Origin of the sequence: Evansella clarkii, assembly GCF_002019695.1 — a bacterium.
GTDB classification, from domain to species: domain Bacteria; phylum Bacillota; class Bacilli; order Bacillales; family Salisediminibacteriaceae; genus Evansella; species Evansella clarkii.
Map to the genome: position 1 here is coordinate 3,403,412 of NZ_KV917376.1, position 21,492 is coordinate 3,424,903.

At 43.4% G+C, this 21,492-nt stretch carries 21 protein-coding genes; 6 read left to right on the top strand and 15 right to left on the bottom strand.

Annotation, left to right across the window (positions count from 1 at the left end):
• Nucleotides 1-92 precede the first annotated feature (92 nt).
• The gene (locus BK582_RS15780; RefSeq protein ID WP_078595955.1) at nt 93-860 is read right to left on the bottom strand and encodes a gamma-glutamyl-gamma-aminobutyrate hydrolase family protein; all 768 of its coding nucleotides are present in this window, start codon (nt 858-860) and stop codon (nt 93-95) included.
• Nucleotides 861-1,184: 324 nt separating this feature from the next.
• Here BK582_RS15780 and BK582_RS15785 point away from each other — a divergent pair, with 324 nt between their 5' ends.
• On the top strand, nt 1,185-2,732 hold the full coding sequence (locus BK582_RS15785; RefSeq protein ID WP_078595956.1) for an FAD-dependent oxidoreductase: 1,548 nt from the start codon (nt 1,185-1,187) through the stop codon (nt 2,730-2,732).
• Nucleotides 2,733-3,123: 391 nt separating this feature from the next.
• Here the strand turns inward: BK582_RS15785 and BK582_RS27115 are convergent, their stop codons facing one another.
• Together BK582_RS27115 and proC (BK582_RS15790) are read right to left on the bottom strand one after the other, a co-directional pair.
• Nucleotides 3,124-3,282, bottom strand: coding sequence for a hypothetical protein (locus tag BK582_RS27115; protein ID WP_167553147.1), 159 nt, complete (start codon nt 3,280-3,282; stop codon nt 3,124-3,126).
• Nucleotides 3,283-3,700: 418 nt separating this feature from the next.
• The gene (gene proC / locus BK582_RS15790) at nt 3,701-4,549 is read right to left on the bottom strand and encodes a pyrroline-5-carboxylate reductase (RefSeq protein ID WP_078595957.1); all 849 of its coding nucleotides are present in this window, start codon (nt 4,547-4,549) and stop codon (nt 3,701-3,703) included.
• A gap of 365 nt (nt 4,550-4,914) precedes the next feature.
• Here proC (BK582_RS15790) and BK582_RS15795 point away from each other — a divergent pair, with 365 nt between their 5' ends.
• The gene (locus BK582_RS15795) at nt 4,915-5,244 is read left to right on the top strand and encodes a YrhK family protein (protein ID WP_078598076.1); all 330 of its coding nucleotides are present in this window, start codon (nt 4,915-4,917) and stop codon (nt 5,242-5,244) included.
• 146 nt (nt 5,245-5,390) lie between these two features.
• A complete protein-coding gene (locus BK582_RS15800; protein WP_078595958.1) occupies nt 5,391-6,071 on the top strand; it encodes an HAD family hydrolase in 681 nt (226 codons plus the stop codon).
• Between the two features lie 124 nt (nt 6,072-6,195).
• On the opposite strand, the gene proC (BK582_RS15805) is transcribed toward BK582_RS15800, so the two are convergent.
• The 7 genes from proC (BK582_RS15805) to BK582_RS15835 form a co-directional block, all read right to left on the bottom strand.
• The gene (proC, locus tag BK582_RS15805; protein ID WP_338066824.1) at nt 6,196-7,080 is read right to left on the bottom strand and encodes a pyrroline-5-carboxylate reductase; all 885 of its coding nucleotides are present in this window, start codon (nt 7,078-7,080) and stop codon (nt 6,196-6,198) included.
• A gap of 93 nt (nt 7,081-7,173) precedes the next feature.
• On the bottom strand, nt 7,174-7,704 hold the full coding sequence (locus tag BK582_RS15810; RefSeq protein WP_078595960.1) for a GNAT family N-acetyltransferase: 531 nt from the start codon (nt 7,702-7,704) through the stop codon (nt 7,174-7,176).
• Between the two features lie 140 nt (nt 7,705-7,844).
• Nucleotides 7,845-8,723 (bottom strand): collagenase, encoded by an 879-nt coding sequence (locus BK582_RS15815; RefSeq protein WP_169911059.1) that lies wholly within the window; start codon nt 8,721-8,723, stop codon nt 7,845-7,847.
• Between the two features lie 172 nt (nt 8,724-8,895).
• Nucleotides 8,896-10,635: a nitrilase-related carbon-nitrogen hydrolase gene (locus BK582_RS15820; RefSeq protein ID WP_078595962.1), complete on the bottom strand. Its 1,740-nt coding sequence runs from the start codon at nt 10,633-10,635 to the stop codon at nt 8,896-8,898.
• A gap of 521 nt (nt 10,636-11,156) precedes the next feature.
• Nucleotides 11,157-12,974 (bottom strand): oligoendopeptidase F, encoded by a 1,818-nt coding sequence (pepF, locus tag BK582_RS15825; RefSeq protein ID WP_078595963.1) that lies wholly within the window; start codon nt 12,972-12,974, stop codon nt 11,157-11,159.
• 237 nt (nt 12,975-13,211) lie between these two features.
• Nucleotides 13,212-13,895, bottom strand: a complete 684-nt coding sequence (locus BK582_RS15830) for a type 1 glutamine amidotransferase domain-containing protein (RefSeq protein ID WP_078595964.1) — start codon at nt 13,893-13,895, stop codon at nt 13,212-13,214.
• 202 nt (nt 13,896-14,097) lie between these two features.
• A complete protein-coding gene (locus BK582_RS15835) occupies nt 14,098-14,280 on the bottom strand; it encodes a hypothetical protein (RefSeq protein WP_078595965.1) in 183 nt (60 codons plus the stop codon).
• Between the two features lie 388 nt (nt 14,281-14,668).
• Here BK582_RS15835 and BK582_RS15840 point away from each other — a divergent pair, with 388 nt between their 5' ends.
• Nucleotides 14,669-14,965 (top strand): hypothetical protein, encoded by a 297-nt coding sequence (locus BK582_RS15840; protein WP_078595966.1) that lies wholly within the window; start codon nt 14,669-14,671, stop codon nt 14,963-14,965.
• A 135-nt stretch (nt 14,966-15,100) separates the two neighbouring features.
• On the opposite strand, the gene BK582_RS15845 is transcribed toward BK582_RS15840, so the two are convergent.
• Nucleotides 15,101-15,592, bottom strand: coding sequence for a GNAT family N-acetyltransferase (locus tag BK582_RS15845; protein ID WP_078595967.1), 492 nt, complete (start codon nt 15,590-15,592; stop codon nt 15,101-15,103).
• Nucleotides 15,593-15,826: 234 nt separating this feature from the next.
• On the opposite strand from BK582_RS15845, the gene BK582_RS15850 reads away from it, so the two are divergent.
• On the top strand, nt 15,827-16,162 hold the full coding sequence (locus BK582_RS15850) for a YolD-like family protein (protein ID WP_244895405.1): 336 nt from the start codon (nt 15,827-15,829) through the stop codon (nt 16,160-16,162).
• Between the two features lie 227 nt (nt 16,163-16,389).
• Here the strand turns inward: BK582_RS15850 and BK582_RS15855 are convergent, their stop codons facing one another.
• The 4 genes from BK582_RS15855 to BK582_RS15870 all read right to left on the bottom strand — a co-directional run bounded on the left by BK582_RS15855 (nt 16,390) and on the right by BK582_RS15870 (nt 19,859).
• On the bottom strand, nt 16,390-16,953 hold the full coding sequence (locus BK582_RS15855; protein WP_078595969.1) for a class I SAM-dependent methyltransferase: 564 nt from the start codon (nt 16,951-16,953) through the stop codon (nt 16,390-16,392).
• Nucleotides 16,954-16,992: 39 nt separating this feature from the next.
• Entirely contained in the window at nt 16,993-17,928 is a 936-nt protein-coding gene (locus BK582_RS15860) for an immunoglobulin-like domain-containing protein (RefSeq protein WP_078595970.1), read from the bottom strand.
• Between the two features lie 676 nt (nt 17,929-18,604).
• Nucleotides 18,605-18,976 carry a PilZ domain-containing protein gene (locus BK582_RS15865; RefSeq protein WP_169911061.1) on the bottom strand — a complete coding sequence of 124 codons (372 nt, stop codon included), beginning with the start codon at nt 18,974-18,976 and terminating at the stop codon, nt 18,605-18,607.
• Between the two features lie 103 nt (nt 18,977-19,079).
• On the bottom strand, nt 19,080-19,859 hold the full coding sequence (locus BK582_RS15870; protein ID WP_078595972.1) for a class I SAM-dependent methyltransferase: 780 nt from the start codon (nt 19,857-19,859) through the stop codon (nt 19,080-19,082).
• A gap of 328 nt (nt 19,860-20,187) precedes the next feature.
• On the opposite strand from BK582_RS15870, the gene BK582_RS15875 reads away from it, so the two are divergent.
• Entirely contained in the window at nt 20,188-21,417 is a 1,230-nt protein-coding gene (locus tag BK582_RS15875) for an iron-containing alcohol dehydrogenase (protein ID WP_078595973.1), read from the top strand.
• Nucleotides 21,418-21,492: the final 75 nt, after the last annotated feature.

The following is a 21,492-nucleotide window of genomic DNA, read 5'->3' on the forward strand; positions in this document are numbered from 1 at the left end:
GCTACGCTAAATAAGAATTTGTCCTGCAAAGGGATTTGCAGGACAAGTTTGCATTCAGCGGACTAAATTCTTCTGAATAAAGATTCCGTTTCTTATCCCTGAACCATGCCTTCATTTTTCTGTGCTGTCCCTGTACTCTTTTTTTCCAGACATGCGGCAGTAAAAGCCTGGAATAGACGGAAACTGCACGGATCTTTATGAAAATTAAATTCCGGATGCCACTGGACCGCGAAAATAAAGGTTTTTCCTGGCATATATGCTGCTTCTGCCAGCCCGTCTTCCGAGTATGCTGCCTGGGCCAGCTTCGGAGATAAATCTTTGACACCCTGATGGTGCAGGCTGTTTACCATCATTGCCTCCCTCCCCGCCATTAACTCATAAAGAGGGCTGTCTTTTTCTATTAGAACACGATGCAGCGGCTCATCATAAGGATGTTTTTGTTTATGGCCTCCTTCTCTCAAGTCGAATTGGGCGTGGAGATCCTGGTACAACGTGCCGCCGAGCAGGACATTGATAATCTGCAAGCCACGGCATATACCAAACACTGGCTTATCAAGCGCCAGTATTTCTTCGAAAAGCAATTTTTCCATGATATCCCTGTCACTGCAGGTTTCCTGACAAAATTCCTCTTCTTTTTCCCCGTAAAGCTTTGGGTCTACATCCTGGCCCCCGGTAAATAAAAATCCGTCAAATGAGGAAACAAGTGTTTTTATCGTATGTATATCTGAGGTGAGCGGCAGCATCACAGGAATGCCTCCTGCTTCTTCAATGGCTTTCATATAACCCGGAAGCATCCAGTAGCTTTCTTTTTCGCTGTCGTAAAGCGGTAAAACTCCAATCATTGGCTTGTTGTTATTCATGGTTCTCTCCCCTGTCTCTATAAAGTGAACCTTCAATCAGTGGGGGGATTATTCATCCCCACTGATTGTTAGTTGAACCAATCGGGATGTTAGCGTCCGTTATCTTCCGCCTGAACATCTTCGCTTCTACTCATGTATTGAGGCGGGAGTTTTGCGGACGGTTACATCGGGATAAAAATCGTTTTATTAATAATAGCAGATTCCTGTTAAAAAACAGAGACTATTAGCTTAACAGTAAGCAACTTTTCAGGTTTCGTTTAAATAGAATGTATGCTTAAGCAGAAACTTGGGTATAGCCTCTTTAGAATAAAAGGAGGAGATTAAATGACTAATGAATATTACAACAATGCGGAAACATTGCCTTCCTGCTCTTCTTCCTACTGGAGAGAACATAAGAGTCTGAAGGCATTTCCAGTACTGAATGAAAGCATAGACGTGGATGTTGCTATTGTCGGCGGCGGTATGACAGGCATACTCACTGCATTTTTATTAAGCCTCGAAGGTAAACAGGTGGCCCTGATCGAAGGGGGGTCCCTGTTAGATGGTACAACAGGAAACACAACGGCAAAAATTACCGCTCAGCACGATGTCATGTACGATAAGCTGATCGATACACATGGAGAAGAAAAAGCGAGATTGTACTATGATGCACAGGTGGAAGCAATGAACAACATAAAAAAACTCATCGACCTGCATGATATTGATTGTGAGTATAAAGTTCAGGATGCGTACCTCCATGCCGGTACAGAGGATGGGCAGAAACAGCTGGAAAAAGAAATGGACGCTTACGAGAAGTTAAATATTGAAGGAGAACTCATATATAAGTCGGAGCTTCCCTTTCATACGAAAGCTGCCCTAGTGATGAGAAACCAGGCCCACTTCCACCCTGTTAAATTTCTCCAGGGAATTGTGGAGGAAATCGAAAAGCTTGGCGGCTTGATTTATGAAAACACAATGGCTGATGATATTACAGGTGACGACCCTGTCACTGTGAAAACAAGGAACGGGTATGATATCTGGTGCGATAAGGTCGTTATGGCCTCCCACTTCCCTTTTGACGATATGAAAGGCTTTTATTTTTCACGGCTTCACCCGGAAAGATCTTATGCAATTACTGTGAAAACTGAGAAAGAGATTCCGGAAGGCATGTATTTAGGGATTGATGACCCGGGTTTTTCATTAAGGCATACAGAAGTGAACGGAGAAAAACTGGCCATATTCGGTGGTGAAGGCCATAAAACAGGGAAAAGTGAAGACACATTGCAGCATTTTGAGAATATAAGAAAGTTTGCAGATGAACATTACGGCGTTAAGGAAGTTGCGTACAGATGGTCCGCACAGGATTTAATCCCACCTGATAATGTGCCACTGATCGGACAGTCTGTAACCGGAAGACCCCATGTTCTTACAGCTTCCGGGTTTAAAAAATGGGGTATGACAAACAGCATGGCCGCAGCTCACCTTCTGAAGGATCTCATTACAGACCAGCCGAACAAATATAAGGAATTATTCGATCCTACCCGTACGCATCTGAAAGGCGAAGCGGCAAAAACGCTGATAAAAGAAATGGCCGATGATGGTGCACAGATGGTGAAATCCCGGGTGAAAAGGAAGGACAAAAAGCTGGAAGAGCTGGAAACCGGCGAAGGTGCTGTCGTTTCAATCAAGGGGCTTCGCAGAGGGGCATACAAAGACGAAAGTGGAGAGCTCCATATCGTTGATACTACATGCACCCACATGAAATGCGGCGTGGAATGGAACAGCGGCGAACGAAGCTGGGACTGCCCGTGCCATGGCTCCCGTTTCTCCTATACGGGCGAAGTGCTTGAAGGCCCCGCAACAGCTCCTCTAAAGAAAATTGATAAGGATTAACTGGAAAAATCCCCTGGCAGTGAAAGTCAGGGGGTTTTACTTCGTTTGGACTGTATGGTGTATAAATTGCAAAGGTCTCACTTGAAAAAGCCATCAAGCCTCGGGCTGGGTGGCCCATATGCCGGATACTTACGAAAAAAAGGTCACCAAGCATGAAGCCAGGTGACCTTCCTCCTCCCCCTCACACTAATCAGGAATTTAGAATAAAGGGTACGTAGTAAAGAAATAACGGAAAACAAAAAAACTGATAACTCCTGCGGCAATAAATAGAAACATAATCAATAAAGGCGTATATTTAAATTTTCTCATCCAATCCTCCGATACACAAACACACACGAATGAAACCTGTATAAACGAACACTACTGCCGGTAAACAGGCTTTGGAGTCCGGTTAGTCAGGTGTCTGTTCCTTATGTGGGTTAGGGTTATCCTCAGCTTTTGTTTCTTTTTTATGATCGTCCTGAAGTTTTCTGTATATGATAAATACACTGATCGGTATGGATCCAATAAACATTAGTGTCGCAATTATTATGGATGTTTCAACCGGCAATGATAACACTCCCCTCTATCGTGCCCCAAACAGAATCAGAGCCCACTCTCTCGTTTTCTGAAAGGGTAAAAAGCAGCTGCTTCCTCTCTTGCACTTTATCAAAAATCTTACTGACTACCAGTAAAACCGGTATCCAGGCCAGGATATTCACCGTCTCACTAAAGGCTTACCGAAAAGTGAACAAAACAGCTCTCTTATCTTTATTAAAAGTAATCTCTTAACATACAAATCTCTTGCTATTTTACCATAATTTCTGTCTGGCGGAAAATCTTCTTAGTGGCAGTATCTCGAATATTCATCCAAATTAAATTACTAAAAGTGGCTCGGGCACAGCCAGGTTAAAACACAGACTTCCCTCCCCTTCAGACACGGTAAAAAACCCCGGGTGTACCCCAGGGTTAAATAACTGAACTGTATACTACTGATGCACAGGCTCTTTCTTTTTTTCCAGCTGGCTGCTGATTTCCTTAGATCGGTTCATTGCCCCTTCAATAGCAGCTCTGATTGCCCGGCCTCCACCGTTTTCAGCGAGCTCTGTGAGACCGGCTGCAGTAGTGCCGTTTTTAGAAGTGATATTTTTTCTTAGCTGTGCCGGGGATTCGTCTCTCTCCATCATCATTTTCGCAGCCCCTAATAAGGTCTGTGCTGCTATTTCCCTTGCATTAGCCGGATCCATACCATTTTCTTCAGCTGCTTTTTCAATATGCTCAGTTAAATAATAATAGAATGCAGGCCCGCTCCCTGCAATTCCTGTAAAGAGGTCCATCTGGTCTTCTTCAATAACGTATACTTCTCCGATCGCCTGCAGAAGAGTTTTAGCAAGTTTGATATTTTTCATCGTTACATTTTCCCCAGGAGAAATAGCCGTTGCCGATTCCTGGATCATGCTCGAAGTATTAGGCATTACCCGGATTACCTGCTGCCCTGTCTGCAGATGCTCTTCCATAAATGAAGTTGTTATACCGGCAAGCACACTCATAAGCACCTGGTCAGCATGTAGTTCATCCTTCAGGGAAAGTAGGCATTTTTCTGCGTCTTTCGGCTTCATCGCTATGATTACAACGTCCGCTTCTCCTAAATTTACCATATGACGTGGTACGCCGCGTACCCCATATCGCTCATTTAGTTCTGCAAGGCGCTCCCCGTTGCTGCGGTTAGTAACAGTTATCTGGCCAGGTTCGACAGTTCCCGTTGTCACCATACCGGAAATCATCGCTTCCGCCATATTGCCTGCCCCGATAAAAACTATTTGCTTATTTAAAGCCATTCTATCAATCTCCTTGTTATTCTTGTTGAAAAATAAAGTCCGTTCTGTAGCACACGATTTCTATAGTAACATGCTCAGCAATGACTTCAAGGGATATGCGGGAAGAAATGAGATAAAGCTCCAATTAGTTAATGAAAGCGCCAACATTAAAAGATATGTGCAGAGGAACGCCTCTGATCCCTTCATTCGGGCTATACAGCAGTATACAGCCAATTAACGAAGAGCTTGATTTTGGCAGAAATGTTATCCGGGTAACTTTACCGGCAAAGCAAATCCGGAACTCAGGTTGCCCCTTCCCACTAGATAGGGTTTATTTTCCTTAAAACAGGGGAAAAAAACAGGAGTCAATGTTTGATGAAGGGAGAATGACGAAGTTGAAATTGCCTGTAGTGAAAGACGGGGAAGATTATTTAGACGTAAAAGCAGGACGATTTCGCCTGTATTTTGATAAAAGATATCGGGTATTGTCTACTATAAACGATATATTAATTGGTGTACTTTTTGTAGCCGGGAGTATTCTTAACTTTTTCGATGGTTTAGATATCATCGGCAAAGTATGCTATCTTCTCGGAAGTACTTTTCTTGTTGTCCGCCCTATTCTGAGATTAATGCACAGTGCCTCTCTCCGAAATGAAATGAAAGATACAGATACGTATACAAGAGATGAAAATGAAAAAAATGATACCTCTAATTAACCCATCGGTCTGGCCCTTTGTGAACAATTACACACAGGGCCAGACCCTTGTCGGTTTTGTGTCATCCACTTCATTCCTTTTATTCCAGCAATTTTACATTTAACTGGACTTCCTTTATAATTGTCTGAAAAGTGAGGTGACTTGAGATGGCTATCGTAACGGTGGATTTTGATGGGACTCTTTTTCAGGGAAACTCGTTCAATGTTATGTTTCAGGCCGGCAGGAAGCAGTTTAAACTCAGGGACTGGGGAATCGTTTCTGCCGGTTTAGCAAAGTCTGCGGTTTTAGGGGCTGTAAAAGGAAAAGAAGCACTGCGCCATGAATTTTTCAAGTCGTTTGCCAGAACGTTTAAGGGGAAAACAAATGAGGAGCTGGATATATTTTTTCAGGAGCTTGTAGATCATGGGAAAAAAGAAGTTCACCATGATCTTATCAATACCATCCGCATGCATCAGGAAAACGGAGACACAGTTATCGTATTGTCCGGAGCATTGCTGCCATTTTTAAAGGCCTTTACAAACGAAGTCAAGCTGGATGTGCATGTCATAAGTACTGAGCTTATTTTTGATGAAAAAGGACGCTGTACGGGCCAGATTGGTGAAATTGTAAATGGGGATGTGAAAGTCCGCAAAGTCCAGGAGTGGCTTGATCAGCTCAGCAAGGAAAGCCTGCCCTCTAACGGGAAAGAAAGTGAAATTTGGGCTTATGCAGACAGTGCAAGTGATATTCCTCTCCTCCAGTATGTTCAGTATCCTGTCGTTGTTAATCCAAAAGATGAAATGAAAAAGATAGCGGAAGAGAATGAGTGGAAAATTTTCGCTTCATAGTTTTACATATTATGCTTGTCCACTTCTCCGTAATAACTATCACTTAATAAAGTACACAAAGATGGCAGACAGGATTTCAATCTCTGTCTGCCACCTTTTAAAGGAACATTCAAAAATTCCTCTTTTACAGCCTGTTCTTTTCTAAGCTGTTTTGTTCAAGCTCTTTGCTAATCTCCTTAGAGCGGTTCATAGCCTTTTCGATCGCTGCCATTAATGCCTCGCCGCCGCCGCTTCTGGAAAGAGCCTCAAGCCCTGCCTCTGTAGTTCCGTTTTTAGAGGTGATGTTTTTCCTCAGCTGGCTCGTTGGTTCACTCCGCTCCAGCAGCATTTTAGCTGCCCCGAGAATCGTCTGTGCGCCAATTTCCCTTGCCATTATAGAATCCATGCCATTTTCCACGGCCTTTTTCTCAATGTGCTCTACTAAATAATAAAAGAATGCCGGACCGCTTCCCGCCATCCCTGTGAAAAGATCCATCTGTTCTTCTTCAATTACATAAACTTCTCCAATTGCTTTAAAAAGTGATTTGGCAAGATTTACATTCTTCATTGTCACATGCTGCCCCGGCGAAAGTGCTGTGGCTGATTCCAGTATCATTCCCGACGTGTTTGGCATTGTCCGGATGATCGGCTGGTGCTTGGATAAATGTGCCTCGAGATAGGAAATAGATATGCCGGCCATCACACTGATAACAAGCTGATCAGGCTGCAGGCGGTCCCTTAAAAACCAGAGGGCTTCTTCCGCATCTTTTGGCTTCACTGCCAGAATAATAATATTTGCAGAGGAGATGGGGAGGCGGTCCCGGGCAATTCCCTGAACTCCATACTTATCCTGAAGTTCAATCAGACGTCCCATATTATTTTTGTTAGTCACAGCCAGCTGCTCAGGACGGTACTGCCCTTTTTTTACTACACCGGAAATGATCGCTTCTGCCATGTTTCCGGCGCCGATAAATGTAACACAGGAATCCTCTTTCATACCTTCCAGCTCCTCTTTTATACGTGTATCCAAAAATAAGTTATGAAACCTATATTATCAGAATTGTTCTGCAAATGTAAGCCCATTTAGTACATTGTCTATGTTAGTTTTCAATGTTTATATTGATCAATGAATCGTCAGTTCCCACTTCTCCTCAGTGATCTCTGACTCTGTCCACTCATCGTTTTGTTTACTCTCTTTCAATTCGAAATTAAAATCCTTGTAGAGATAGCGGGCTGCCTTTAAATCGCTTACCGTCCATAAAAATACATACGTATATCCTTGCTCATTGCAAAATTCAACCGCTGTTTCCATCAATCGGCGTCCGATCCCGGCTCCATGAAATTTCTCATCCAGAATAAACCACCTGAGCTGAGCAGTATTCTCATTCTCTCTTGTAATAGCGATGGACCCTGCAATTTGCCCGTTCACTTCTGCAATCCACAGCTCCCCTCCTTCAGAATCATAGAGAAATTCGGTCAATCCTTTCATTACGTAGTACTCAAATACAGGCCCGAATTGATATTTTTCCGCGTAGAGCTTCCCGTGTAGGTACGCAATATAACCTGCATCACCTGGCCCGTATGGCCTGATGGTAACTTCCTGCTGATGAAGACCTTTCTTCTTTTTGGAAAAAAACGATCTGGATGGCTTCATGGGCGTCCTCCTTATACATTTGTATAAAATAAGTATAAGCTGTTTTTCCGCTTACAGGTACTCACTCAGTAAATAGGGAACATGCAAGTGATTTGCAGACGGAGAATATTTTTAAACAAGCACAGCCGGCTGGCTGTGCTTTATGTTTCTTCTTCTGATAGTGATTGATCAAGATCATGGAGTGTGAGCCTGGTAGTTTGATAGAGCCCTTTATAAAATCCGCCAGTTTTTTTAGTTTCTATTAAAATATCGTTTATGATTTCTTCCCCGTGTTCTTCTATTAAATAGTTAACAGCGAGAAAGCTCTGGCCATATACATCTGTATCTTCCTTTTTGTCTGCCTCTTCCCAGCTTCTTTTTTCGGTTAAGGTGCTGAACGATACAGCTTCCGCATCCTGCTCTACAAATTTATCTTTTCCGGCATACTCGCTGATTCCCTCTTCGAACCAGACGGGAATGCGTTCCGGATCGATAGCCAGATCAAACATCTTCTGTTTCGCGGCATAATGTGTATATTCGTGAACTAACGTAGACTGGAACTCAAACAATGCTTCTTCCGACTTGCCTAAAAGCGCTTGTTTATCTTCCGGAGCAAGACCAATGAGCTTTTTAATATCAGAATAATAACCGTCAATGCCAGTCTCCCCTGCAAACTGTTCGAGATCCTCCTGATTTTCAAAAATAAAAACATCTGCAGGTCTTTTATTATACTCGCCTAATATAGTTTTAGTCTTCTCCATGGCAATCTCCACGGTTTCCTTTGTAATCGGAACTAATTCCTCTGCTTCGTCCGGATAATAAAAAGTAAGATGCTTATAGTTCATTTTGTTCCATTCACTTTTTAACTGTTTTTCCCGGGGGCTGTCATAATTAGCAGAAACTGCAGACTGGACCGCTTCAAAAACTCCGAGATCCTCTTCTGTTTCTGTTTCCATGACTGTGTTCAGTGAAAAAATTCCTCCTGTAACAGCCAGCAATATACCTGTAAAAAAGATAATAATCATTCTTTTTACTTCCATGCAGACTCTTCCCCCTTCCTTCATGCAAATAGAGCAGTTATCTGTTTGGTTACCCAGTTATTGAGTGTTTATAACTTTTCAGGTTCCGGAATTAAAAAAACAGACCATAAGAATAGATACTCAGGTCTGTCTGCAGGTGGATTCACGATTCAATTGCCCGCTGCTGCCACATTTAAAGCAATGGAGGAACTCTCGTAACAAGCGGTTTATAATAATCCGTTCTTCGAGTCAAAATTAATTTTTCCTGGTCGAGCCACCAGTCGGTTTTCATTGTTTTAAAGTCATTCATGAGAACTTCTTGTTCTGTTTCAGAAGCGATCACCGTCTTGTCATTCGTGTAATTCTGGTCAAGGTTGTAAATGGCGCTTCTTCCTTTAAAGTTATATTCTGTACCAGTAAAATTAGCCACTACCGTATATGCCTGCGCTCCTTTGGCCACTGCATCCCATGTAGTTACCGATCCTGCCGGATAAGGCTCCGGGAAGATTTTCGGGTTGATATCTATTTCCGTGCCGAATTCCCCGCTCCAGCTTGCCGGAATACAAATGACATCGGCACGCTTTACAGTAAGGACTCCCGCAACCTCCGGGAATGCGGCATCGTAGCCTATCATCAGTCCAATCCGGCCAAAACCGTTTACTGGTGTTACTGATATTTTTGACCCAGGCGCCGCCCATGGTTCGTCCCGTTCATTCAGATGGATTTTTCTGTGCTTGCCAATGACTTCCCCTTCAGGACTAATCAGAACAGCTGTATTGTGAAAATGAGGTGCTACTTTTTCAACAAAACCGAACACTAAGTATATGCCCCCATCCTTCGCAAGCTTTTTCATTGCTCCTACTGAAGCACCGTCATCTGTTTCCGCATATTCGGCGATATCCTGTTTCTTTGTGGTGTAAACAGGCCCGGTTAATGATAATTCAGGAAGAACAACCAGGTTCACACCTTCCTGTAATTGCTCTTTAACAAGTCTGGTTACCTTTTGCAGATTGGCTTCCTTGTCACCGATTACCGGCTCATACTGAATGGCTGCCGCATGTATGTGGCGGGATTCTGTGTTTTTTGTATAATCCCACGGTCCGAGAAACAGCATTAAGTCTTTGTAAGCTTCCATTCTTCTTTCAAGGATACGCTCTTTTGCTTCATTATCATATTGCTCCGGATCAATCTCTCCATAGATGATCCTGGCTTCATCCTTTGTTTCATCATTAAAAGCTGAGTAGGGTGCTTCCTCAATTTTTTTTCCTGAAGGCGACCATACAGCACTGAGGCCTGCCATATGAAATTCCTCTTCCGTATTGGAACGGTTGGCACTTACCACATATAACCCGTTCATTTCTGCCCAGTGCTGCAGCAGAGAGATGGAAGCGCCTGATGAATTTGTAGGAAAACAAAGGATATCTGCTCCGTTTACTGCCGCCAGCCTGGCAGATTCAAAATAAGTGGAATCCTGGCAGATGATCATCGATATTTTTCCCAGTTCCGTTTCAAATGCGGGGCAGCCCATGTCCCCCCAGCAGGACCAGTAATTCTCAACCACCCACTGATGAATTTTCCTGTACTTGCCGATATATCCTTCCGGACCCACAAGAGCGGCGGAATTATAATAAAGCCCGCTCGTTAAATCATGCTCCGCCATCCCGATGACGATGTATGTATTATATTCCTTCGCAATCTGTGCGAACTGTGCAGTTGTAATCCCTGGAATTGTATCTACATAGGCTGATATGGAAGACCGGTCAAGGTAATGGTAACCGGTGGTTGCCATTTCAGGAGTTACGATCAGACGAGCCCCATTTTCTGCAGCTTCCCTTACAAGCTTCATTAGTGCACGTATATTTGTATTGCGGCGGTTCAGCTTCGGATTAAACTGTATAGCTGCCGCCTTAAATGGTTTCTTTGTTGTAGTCATTATGCCACCCTCTCAAAAACTTTCTAAAGTATTATAAACTATCGGCCTTACGTAATTCCAGAAAATTTTTCTCTTTTGAATGAATTTCATATATAAACTTTGCATAAAAAATGAGGAACATTACAGCGTAAGACGGCGGTGACTGTCTCTTCCTCTGCTCCTGCGGTTACTCGTCGCAAAAGAGACCTGCTCCTGCGGTTACTCTTCGCAAAAAGTGTTTTGCCAGCATAGCTCCGTAGAATATCCGTCGAGACAACTCGATGCATTTGCGGTGAAGAAGATGCTCGTTCCTGCGGGAAAAGCATGAGAAGCTGAAAATCCATTTTGCCGGCGTTCAGCCGTCAAAAATTAGTTGAAGCCGTGCCCGCAGAACGTGTCCTTCTGTAGCGTAATTCGAACAACAAAGTAACATTTTAAGATAATGTTCGTATTTATGATGAAAATCTTGAATTATGAAATTGATTCTTTTACAGGACTTTATCAAAAAACCTCCAGCCTAGATCAGGCTGGAGGTTATCCTTTTATTTCACATTAAAGCTTTTTTCAAGTTCATCAATCAGGGTGCCTACATAGGCGACTGCTTTTTTGATTGGCTCCGGTGTAGATAAATCTACCCCGGCAAGCTGCATTAATTCCAGCGGCTTCATTGTTCCGCCAGCTTTCATTGCAGTTAACCAGCGGTCGATCGCCGGCTGGCCTTCTTCTGCAAACATTTGAGCTGCAGCTGTCGAAGCTGTAAGGCCGGCAGAATACGTATAAGGGTAGAGACCCATATAATAGTGAGGCTGGCGCATCCACGTCAGGCCGGCACCTTCATCGATTTCAACAGCGTCGCCCCAGAAATTAGCCAGTGCCTCTCTTTTTTGTTCATTCAGCAGCTTTGCTGTGATTGGCGTTCCTTCATGGGCGAGCTTGTAAACTCTTCGCTGAAGCTCTCCTTCAAGAATATGTGTAACAAAGTTATGATAATACGTGCCTAACGACTGAAGGACAACCCAGCGGCGCATCCGGTCATCATTCGGCTGAGAGAGAATGTGACGGCTGAGGAGCATTTCATTCATTGTAGACGGTGCTTCAATAAAGTATAGAGATGCACGGGTGTTGGAAATGCGCTGATATTTTCCGGCTAAACCGAAATGCCCTGCATGGCCAAGCTCATGGGCAAGCGTATAGGCGTTTCGCATGGAATCCTGCCAGGTCATCAGAATGTATGGATGTATGCCATAAGGGCTTGTACAGAACGCTCCGGAACGCTTGCCAACGTTGTCAGCACGGTCGATCCAGCGGTCTCTCACTCCTCTTTCCATGATCTCCATATATTCCGGACCCATTACTTCAAGGGACTTGAGAACTAACTTAGACGCTTCTTCATATGTTACCGGCGGATCGAATTCCGGATCAAGAGGTGCTTTTAAATCGGCGAACGTCATTTTATCAAGACCCAGAACCTGCTTTTTCAGCTTCGCGTAGCGGCGCATATGCGGTGCCAGCTCTTCCTGAATTGTATCGAGCTGATTATGGTACATCTCCTTCGTTACTTGCTGCTTATCCAGAAGCATGTCTGTTGCAGATTCGTACCCGCGGAGTCTTGCCTCCACTACCTGTCTTTTCACCTCAACAGCATAATTCGCCGCATAAGTATTCTGATATTGTTTCAGTGTATCCGTAAATGCAGCGTATGCCTTACGGCGAAGCTCCGTATCCGCAGAGCCTTCATAGGCTGGGAATGAGTTGAAGGTTAATTCATGCGGAGTCCCATCGTCTGTTTGAAAAGACGGGAATCTCATATCCGATGTTCTGCTTCTTTCATAAATCATATAAGGGGCTTTATGAATCTCGGTAAAAGCCGCCAGGACTTCTTCCGCATCAGGAGTGAGCCTGTGGGCTTTTGAGGCCAGTAAATCTTCAAGTGCCTTCCGGAATTCCTGGAGTGCAGGCACCTGTTCTATGTATGAGTGAACCGTTTCGTCAGAGAGGCTGAGAATTTCAGACTCGATAAAAGCAAGGTTTTCACTTACGGTTGCTGCTAATCCCCCTGCCAGCACAGAATTCGTCTGGTTTACCGGATCGGAACCGTCCCCTGTCTGGCGGAGGTGGGCATATGTTTCCACCCGCATCAGCCGTTCACTGAGCTCGTCCTTCGCAATGAGGCAATTAAGCAGTGTTTCACCGCTTTCTCCAAGCTGTCCTTTAAATTGTGTAACTGTTTCGATATCCTTTTTAATTGCTTCCAGTTCCTTTTTCCAGTCTTCCTCTGTGGCGAAAAGATCTGTAACATCCCATGTCTGTTCCACAGGAACTTCTGAGCGGGTAAGAGTTTTCCTAACAGTTGCTGACATATCATTACTCCCTTCGATTTTATAAAAATAAAGCCGGAACCTTTTTATATCAAGCTGTAATTATTTCGGGTTCCGAAGATAGTTTTATTATACCTGAAAAACTAAATATTTAAAATATATTGAAGGGAGTTTGATAGATTTTCCTGACCGCTGAGTCCTGTTAAGGAACTGTACAGAAGCCACAAAAATACCCTTGCCAGCATGATCTGGCAAGGGTAATCCATCGCGCATTTTAAGTTATTTTCTTTTTTCCAGCGCCTTTACAAGCTCTTCGCCCATCAACTCAGAGGAAAAAGGGTCCCGGCTTGTGACGATCTGGTCATCTGCCCAGACAGCGTGAGCACTCTCGTTCAGATCCCCTTTGTCATAGTCTGCGGTCTTTGACAACTCCTGTTCAAGGCTGAAAGGTAAAATATTATCCAGTAATCCTTCCGGCTCTATTTCATCAGGATATCCGGTTACTTTTTTCCCGTCTATAATGCTTTTGCCGTCAGGTCGTATCGTCCAGATAAGCGGTGCTGGGCCGTGGCATTCTGCGGCAACGATTCCTCCATTATCATACACTGTGTTTATTACACGGTGGAGGTCGTCATCTTTTGCCAGGTCAAACATCGCGCCATGGCCGCCGACAATAACCAGGGCTTCGTATTCTTCCGCCATCACTTCAGAGATCTTTGCTGTTTCATCAGCTCTCCCGGATTCATAAAGCTCTTTATAGGTTCCGTTCGGATCGTATTCAGGCTCAAAGCTCTTCTTGTCTACTGTTGGTTTTCCTCCCATTGGTGAAGCAAGATCTACCTGATGGCCGGCTTTTTCAAGGGCATGCAGTGGAGCGAACAGTTCTTCCCCCCACCAGCCTGTTTCATATTCATTGGCCTCATCGTTATAGCCGCTTGATAATACCATCAGAATTTTTGCCATATTACCGCCTCCGTTTAAAAAGTGATGCAGATATTGTGTAATCCTTGTCGTATGTATATTACCTGAACCGGCACGTCATTAAACAAGACATAATTTTGGCAAAAAAAGAACACCACTCTTCAGTGATGTCAGCAACGGATAATTTATTTATAATATAAGTGCCATTTCGTTTTCTGTTTTCCGCTGCCTGTCAGACTGCGGATCAATGAAGAAGTTTCCATGTTTTTGCAGTATAGTCGCCCTGAGGGATGCCGTTTCGGCTCTCCATGCGATCGAGCCTTTTCTCAACCTTTGCTTTTACATATAATTCTTTCATAATGTCCTCGACTGTTACATCTTCGGGCAGGTTTTTAATCATTTTGATGATTTCTTCCTTTGTATTCACTGAAGATCCCCCTTTCGCTAATTATTTCCATAACACTCAACACTCATCTTAACGTATCTTTGGTACAGACTCAAATGAAAAATGTGTGAACATTAGCTGCAGTATTACTATTCTGGATTAACCATGTCTTTTCCTTTGTTTAAGGCTGGATTTTTTGAAAAACTGCTCTGTGCAGGGCCGGTTTGGAGTAAGTTGCTCTGATATATTGGCGAGTCACCGATAACTCCTGATTTTCGCCGATAAACCTTCCAATATCGCCGATAAAGTCATTTTTTCGCCGATAAACCCACCATTTTAGCCGATATAACCCTGAAAAACAGAACCTGTGCATTATACAAAACCTAGAGGACAAACTAAGTGCGTGATTTCTGAAAGGAGCCGACATTAAATGAACTTTGATATTACGGAAATTATAAATGAAATGCCCGACTTTGAAACCCATGAGGAAGCAAGGAGCTGGTTTAAGAAGGAGTATGAGGACCGTTTTTCTTACAAGGGAAGTGAAGAAGTCGATGGTAAGCGGGTGCACTATTATCATTTGATAAAGGAACCTGAATCGTACAGAAATTATATGGAAAGCTTTGGTAAACTGCAGGAACATGAAATTACCCATCAGGACACCTTTGAAAGCTATTCTACTATTGAGGTCAGTGAAGACGGAGGCATTAGCTTTTCTCTGTATTAATTAGTGTGCTGCGGAGTGCTTTCTGTAAGACGTATCACAGGAACAACTCTCTGATTAACATAGTAAAAAGCCTGGAGTGCTTGTTAAGGCACTCCCAGGCTTCTGGTTTTAGCGGCGGGTTCCGGCGTCCGTTTGTTAAAGGACGTATTTATAGAACTTTTTATCCACCTGCAGGACCGGGAACTTTTCCGGTAAATCATCTGGAACAATGCTGATAAATCCATTTTTTTCATAAAATCTGTGTGCTGCTAAAAATTGAGGTGTCGTTCCGAGATAGATCGTTTTAATTCCACATTCTTTTCCCCAGTTAAGCGCCGTATTCAATAACATGCTGGCAGTCTTATATTTAGCTCCGCGGTACTCTTTGGTTACAAACATTTTTCTTAATGCAGCTTCCTTCTTCCCTATATCTAAAAGACTGATAGTGCCAACAACTTTATCCTCGTAAAGGGCAACCCAGAAGTTTCCGTTGCCTGTCTGGTAATATTCTTCAATGGCAGATAAATCAGGCTGGTCGCTTTTCGTGATGGAAACATTGAATTCCGCTTGCTGGATCTGGAGAATTAAATCTAGTACTTGAGATTGATACTTGCAGGAATATTGCTCGACAAATGGGAGATTACTCATCAACTACACCGCCAATATGATTTGAATTTTGTAATATTCATTTTACTATAGTGTTTTTGAAAGGCATACCAAATTTTTGTAAATGTTGTTATTATTATCTTTTGTAAGACAGGACTGTTTCCTGGTCCAGATCCTTATAGATAAAAATTTCCTTTTCATCCATCAAAATGCGAACATTTGTTCTTGTTATGAGTTTTGAAATCCGTTATGATTAATTCAGGAGGAGTGATGATAATGGATATGAAGCAAAACAAAGACCGGGGAACAATTAAGTGGACAGCGATGATGCTGCCGGAACATGTGGCGATGCTGCGGGACTTGCAGCACGAGCATAAGAAACAGCCGAAGCCGGAACTGGAGCCGCAGCAATTAGAGGAATTCGAATATCTTATTTGTGAAGCGATGGAATTTGATAAAGAATTAACGTTCGTTTACTGGAAGAATGGGTTTTACGAAGACTTCACCGGAAAAGCCCATTATATCGATCATCTGACTAAAAAACTTCATATTAAAAGTGATGAGGATGAAAGAGAATATATAACGATTGACTGTATTATTTCCGTTACATAATGTGAACCTTCAATCAGTGGGGGTTTTATTCATCCCCCCACTGATTGAAGGTTTAGCGTCCGTTATCTCCCGCCTGAACATCTTCGCTTCCACTCCTGGTTTGAGGCGGGAGTTTTACGGACGGTTACATCGGGATAATTGTACAAAAGGAAGCTGCAATCCCGGCTGCTTCAGTTCAGCGGCGGACAAAACAGCTTCCTTATTTGAATTGGGTTCCTTACAGCCCATCATTTTTTTCTCGCAAATAAAGTCTGCCGGCTCTCATGTTCATTTTCTTCAAAATAAAGGATGTGCCACTCCTTAAAAAGAGAAAGAAGTTCTCCAGGCTCCAGCTTGTATTTCTTTGCGACCCCCTCTTCCTCTTTTCCAGGCGCTAAGAAGAAAGTTTCCATAAAGAAGAAGCCTCCTGTTTTTACAGTCTCCATGGCAAAAGGGATGAGTTCTCTGTCAAGGTAATAAGCAATGACTGCTATGTCAGCAGAGTCCTTCCTGATAAGATCTCTGTCCAGGTTAGTCAGGTCACAAACCTGAGCGTCTATTGACAGTTGTTCTTCTTCCCCTTTTTTCGATAAATGCTCCACGGCTATTTCTGAAATATCAAATGCCTGAACTTCAAACCCGTGCCGGGCAAGAAACAGGCTGTTCTCCCCCAGGCCGGCAGCAAAATCCACAGCCACCCCTCCATTGAAGTATGGAGAGAGATATTTTAAACGATCATTTGCACCGGACTCTTTCCGTTCATTATTCAGCCGTTTCTTATATTTTTCGTTCCATCTGGTTTTATCGTCCATAAGCTCTTCCTCTTTTCCTGTTCCTGCTCGGGAATTCCTTTATTCAATAATAAACGGTGCCGTCAACATTTCCTGCAAATCAAGTTCTTCCACTCTTACATTTTTTAATACCCTGTATTCTCCCTGGGGGAGCTCACTTATATCAACAATACTTTCATATTCTTCCCCTGGGGGCAAATATAAACCGATACTGATGAAAGCCAGATCAAGCGGGACTGGCACCCAGGAATCAGCCTCTTTCTTCTCAACGGCATAGTCGACACCAAAGAACAGCTCCGTCGGTCCATGATTCTCTAAAATTAAAATGAGCTCTTTCTCGCCTGAATAGACTTCTTTATCTGTCATAAGCTCTGCATTAATTTCCGGTTCCGGCACGTAAATACATGACAGCATTGTATCTTCTGTTTCCCCTGCTTCATTCAGAATTTCAACTGCCAGCACATAGGAAACATTTTCTTTTTCAGGAAGATATCCGGAATATACTGGACCTCCCTTCCCTGCTGTTTCAACAAATATCTCTTTTTCTTTGACTATCTCTTCTTTACCGTCCTCATTGAAGGAAATCAACTGAACCCTGACTGTTCTGGCCATCGCTTCTCCTTCGTCTTTATGAGCGATAAAATCAACAACGAAACTGCTCCCTGCTCTTTGAGTTCCTGTTGTCAGCTGATAGCCCAGCAGGCCTTCCCCATTATGAAGGAACCATTTTCCGGAAGGCTCTTCAAACTCTTTTTTGGTCCACGGAAGATTCCGGCAGTCACTGGCCCCGTAGACCGGAGAATCAACCACAGCTATATCTTCTTCATTGGTGTGAGTTTCATCATCGGGCGGAGAGCCTGCGCGCACTTCGTCAGGTTCGTTCCCCTGTTCTGCCAGATTGTCACCGCCCTGCCCACAGCCTGGGAGAATGAAAAATAAAGCTGCTGCCAGAGGAAGCATGATCAGCTTCCTGTTAAAAAGTTTAATAATTTTCATTTTAGGTTCACCGCCATATGTTTTACTTATAGGACGAAAGAGATGCTGCCGGAGTTACACCTCTCTAGCCCAAGTATTTACAATTATTGCTATGTTATTTGAAGAATATAAGGGACTCTTTTAGGATCCAGGTGATGAATTGTATGTGCTGTGGGTATGAACCGCCCTCATTCAGGAATTCAGATGGTGCAATGCCTGCGCTGAAGGTATGAATCGCCCTCATTCAGGAATTCAGATGGTGTGATGCCTGTGCTGAAGGTATGAATCGCCCTCATTCAGGAATTCAGATGGTGTGATGCCTGTGCTGAAGGTATGAATCGCCCTCATTCAGGAATTCAGATGGTGTGATGCCTGTGCTGAAGGTATGAATCGCCCTCATTCAGGAATTCAGATGGTGTGATGCCTATGCTGAAGGTATGAATCGCCCTCATTCAGGAATTCAGATGGTGCAATGCCTGCGCTGAAGGTATGAATCGCCCTCATTCAGGAATTCAGATGGTGTGATGCCTGCGCTGAAGGTATGAATCGCCCTCATTCAGGAATTCAGATGGTGCAATGCCTGCGCTGAAGGTATGAATCGCCCTCATTCAGGAATTCAGATGGTGCAATGCCTGCGCTGAAGGTATGAATCGTCAACTCCTGAATAAAGAAAAGCTCTATTCATTCGGAACAGAGCTTAAGCTTTATTTTTAATGACTGCGATTCCTCTGGAATATACCTTTAATTCTTTAACGATTTCTTTTTTCGCAGCCTCATCAAGAATGAATTTTATGCCGAAAGTATTGTATTTATAGGAGTTTTTTCCCCATACAATTTCGCCTTTCAGGAAGAAAGTGTGATCATTCAGTTCAAAAGATACTTCGATTTCTGTTGGTTCGTTGTCCAGAGGCACAGCGACAGGAGTTATTAACTTTAATCCGCCCAGACTAATATCATTAATTTTACCGTCTGCTTCATTGCTTCTGCAGGCATCATTACCTGTGGTGAATACACAGGGTACAGGCTCCTCAAATTCATATCTGAACGAATCGTTTCTTCTGTATCTCATTATCCTTACTCCTTGCTGGCGATTATTGTAATTCATTTCAATGATAAAGATATCATATTAAGAGATATTATTTCATCTCCTATTTGTCATTTTCAAGAACTTTTTACACTTTTTTGTATGTAAAAGTTTTAGAAGCTGAGGCTTCGAATGTTATCATTTGTTCCGGTTCAGAAGGGTATTCACCGTGCTTATAATCAGCTGAGATTACAATGTCCTGAAAACCTGTTTGTTCAAGCAGCTGTTTGAATTCCTCCACGCCAAACCAGCGCAGAGGAAATCTTTCCAGCTCAGTTTGCAGTAGTTTACCATTCCTCCACTTTTCAAAGCGGCTGTGTGAGACGGAATGCTGATGGATATAATCCACTTCAACTGTTTTAGATTCAAGAGAAATAATATCCCCGTTTCCACATTCCCATGTCCTGGTGGAGACTTTACCCAGATCAAAATCTGTCTGCAGAAAAATATCAAGAATAAGCTTTCCTCCATCAGTAAGATGGTGGTGAAAATTCTGCAGCGCTTTTATGGCGTCCTCCCTGCGATGAAGAAGGAGGAAGGATCCAGCTGGAAGAATAATCGCCTCATAATTGGCATCTGACGAGAAGCTTTCCATTTCCCCTTCAAAAAGATAAGGTTTCAGCCCTCTTTTTTTACAGTTCTCCCGGCAAATAGCTAACATTTCCGGAGAAAGATCGAATCCGTCGACTTGCAGACCATTTTCCAGTAGAGGTATAAGCATTCGTCCAGTTCCCGCTGCAGGCTCCAGAATTCTGCCCCTGCAGGTAGCGAGCCTCTCCAGATAGAACTCCACATCACCGAACGAACGGCCAACAGGCTTATCCAATTCATACACTTCTGACGAAAGTTTACTATAATAACTTAACAATGTTTTACCCCCTTATTTTATAACCATAGAATACATTCGCTTTTTCCCAATTTCTTACCTGCTTTTTTGTGAAAATTCCAGAGCGGCTTTTCCTGCTTGACACCTTTTCAATAATGGAGTTATATGGAAATAAGAGTGAGTTTTATCTCGATAAAGATGTCCATAAAAATTCCCGCCTTAAAACATGATTGAAAGCGAAAATGGGTAGATGGGAGGTGACGGACGCTATCATCCCGATTTGTTCAGCTGATAATCAGTGGAGAATGAAGACCCCCCACTGATGGAAGGTTCACTTTATAGATTCTAGAGATGACTGGGAGGGAGAACGATGTACAAATTGTACTGCCGGGCTTATCAGAAAGCATTCAAAACAGCTGGTTACGTGCTTCACTGGCGAAAGCCGGAGTTATTAGAAGGGGAAAACAGCTTAGAGAGTCTCCCTGAGTTTATAAAACAAAAAGGTATTGAACGTCTGCTGATTGTGACAGACAAAGGGATATCCTCCCTCGGCCTCATGGACAGCCTTGAGGAAAGGCTTCGTACAGAAGGTATGTCTTATTTTGTATACAACAGGACCGTCCCGAACCCGACCATAGAAAATATTGAAGAAGCACTTGAACTATATAAACTACATAATTGCCAGGGAATCATCGCTTTTGGCGGAGGTTCGCCTATGGATTGTGCGAAGGGAGTGGCCGCCAGGATTGCCCGGCCGGAAAAAAGCATACCTGAAATGAGAGGCACCCTTAAAGTGAGACGGGAGATCCCTCCTCTTTTTGCAGTCCCGACAACAGCAGGTACCGGAAGCGAGGCCACAGTTGCAGCTGTAATCACAAACAGCGAAACTCACGAAAAATACGCTGTGAGTGACACGGTGCTGATTCCCCACGGGGCAGTTCTTGATCCGCTTCTGACGATAAACCTCCCTAAGCATATAACGTCCACCACGGGCATGGATGCTTTAACCCATGCTGTGGAGGCATATATTGGAAGAAGTAATACTTCAGAAACAAGGGAGTGCAGCAGAGAAGCAGTAAAACTGATTTTTGCTAATCTGTACGAAGCATATACAAATGGAGGAAATATGGAAGCCCGCCGAAATATGCAGAAAGCTTCCTATTTAGCAGGGAGAGCTTTTACACGGGCTTATGTAGGGAACGTGCATGCAATCGCTCATACTTTAGGAGGTTTTTATTCTGTCCCCCACGGTCTTGCTAATGCCGTTATTCTGCCTTATGTGCTGGAATATTACGGCGAGACAGTAGTTCAGCCTCTCGCTGAACTGTCAGTGCTTGCCGGAACAGCTGATCCTTCAGACACCGAAGAGGTAAAAGCTAAGAAATTTATCTTTGCGATAAGACAACTCAACGAAGATATGGAAATACCAGGGAAGATAAGTGGAATAAACGTAGGCGATATTCCTGTCATGGTGAAACGGGCACTGGATGAGGCAAATCCCCTCTACCCTGTCCCGGTGATATTCTCGGAAAAAGATATGTACACCCTTTTCGAAAAAATAATGGAAAAGGAAGTGGCCGGGAAACCTGTTTACCATTAATCGAACAGACCAATTCATCATCTCCCTTAACAACTCTCTATTTTAACTTCTAATAGAATTGGAAAAACATTTGTG

Coding starts and splice junctions, on each gene's coding strand:
- BK582_RS15810 (WP_078595960.1), bottom strand. CDS start 7,704: ATGAAGCCATCCAGATCGTTTTTTTCCAAAAAGAAGAAAGGTCTTCAT.
- proC (WP_078595957.1), bottom strand. CDS start 4,549: ATGGCTTTAAATAAGCAAATAGTTTTTATCGGGGCAGGCAATATGGCG.
- BK582_RS15780 (WP_078595955.1), bottom strand. CDS start 860: ATGAATAACAACAAGCCAATGATTGGAGTTTTACCGCTTTACGACAGC.
- BK582_RS15795 (WP_078598076.1), top strand. CDS start 4,915: ATGACGAAGTTGAAATTGCCTGTAGTGAAAGACGGGGAAGATTATTTA.
- BK582_RS15875 (WP_078595973.1), top strand. CDS start 20,188: ATGTACAAATTGTACTGCCGGGCTTATCAGAAAGCATTCAAAACAGCT.
- BK582_RS15850 (WP_244895405.1), top strand. CDS start 15,827: ATGGATATGAAGCAAAACAAAGACCGGGGAACAATTAAGTGGACAGCG.
- BK582_RS15830 (WP_078595964.1), bottom strand. CDS start 13,895: ATGGCAAAAATTCTGATGGTATTATCAAGCGGCTATAACGATGAGGCC.
- BK582_RS15840 (WP_078595966.1), top strand. CDS start 14,669: ATGAACTTTGATATTACGGAAATTATAAATGAAATGCCCGACTTTGAA.
- BK582_RS15785 (WP_078595956.1), top strand. CDS start 1,185: ATGACTAATGAATATTACAACAATGCGGAAACATTGCCTTCCTGCTCT.
- BK582_RS15800 (WP_078595958.1), top strand. CDS start 5,391: ATGGCTATCGTAACGGTGGATTTTGATGGGACTCTTTTTCAGGGAAAC.
- BK582_RS15855 (WP_078595969.1), bottom strand. CDS start 16,953: ATGGACGATAAAACCAGATGGAACGAAAAATATAAGAAACGGCTGAAT.
- BK582_RS15845 (WP_078595967.1), bottom strand. CDS start 15,592: ATGAGTAATCTCCCATTTGTCGAGCAATATTCCTGCAAGTATCAATCT.
- BK582_RS15815 (WP_169911059.1), bottom strand. CDS start 8,723: ATGGAAGTAAAAAGAATGATTATTATCTTTTTTACAGGTATATTGCTG.
- pepF (WP_078595963.1), bottom strand. CDS start 12,974: ATGTCAGCAACTGTTAGGAAAACTCTTACCCGCTCAGAAGTTCCTGTG.
- BK582_RS15820 (WP_078595962.1), bottom strand. CDS start 10,635: ATGACTACAACAAAGAAACCATTTAAGGCGGCAGCTATACAGTTTAAT.
- BK582_RS15860 (WP_078595970.1), bottom strand. CDS start 17,928: ATGAAAATTATTAAACTTTTTAACAGGAAGCTGATCATGCTTCCTCTG.
- BK582_RS15865 (WP_169911061.1), bottom strand. CDS start 18,976: ATGAGATACAGAAGAAACGATTCGTTCAGATATGAATTTGAGGAGCCT.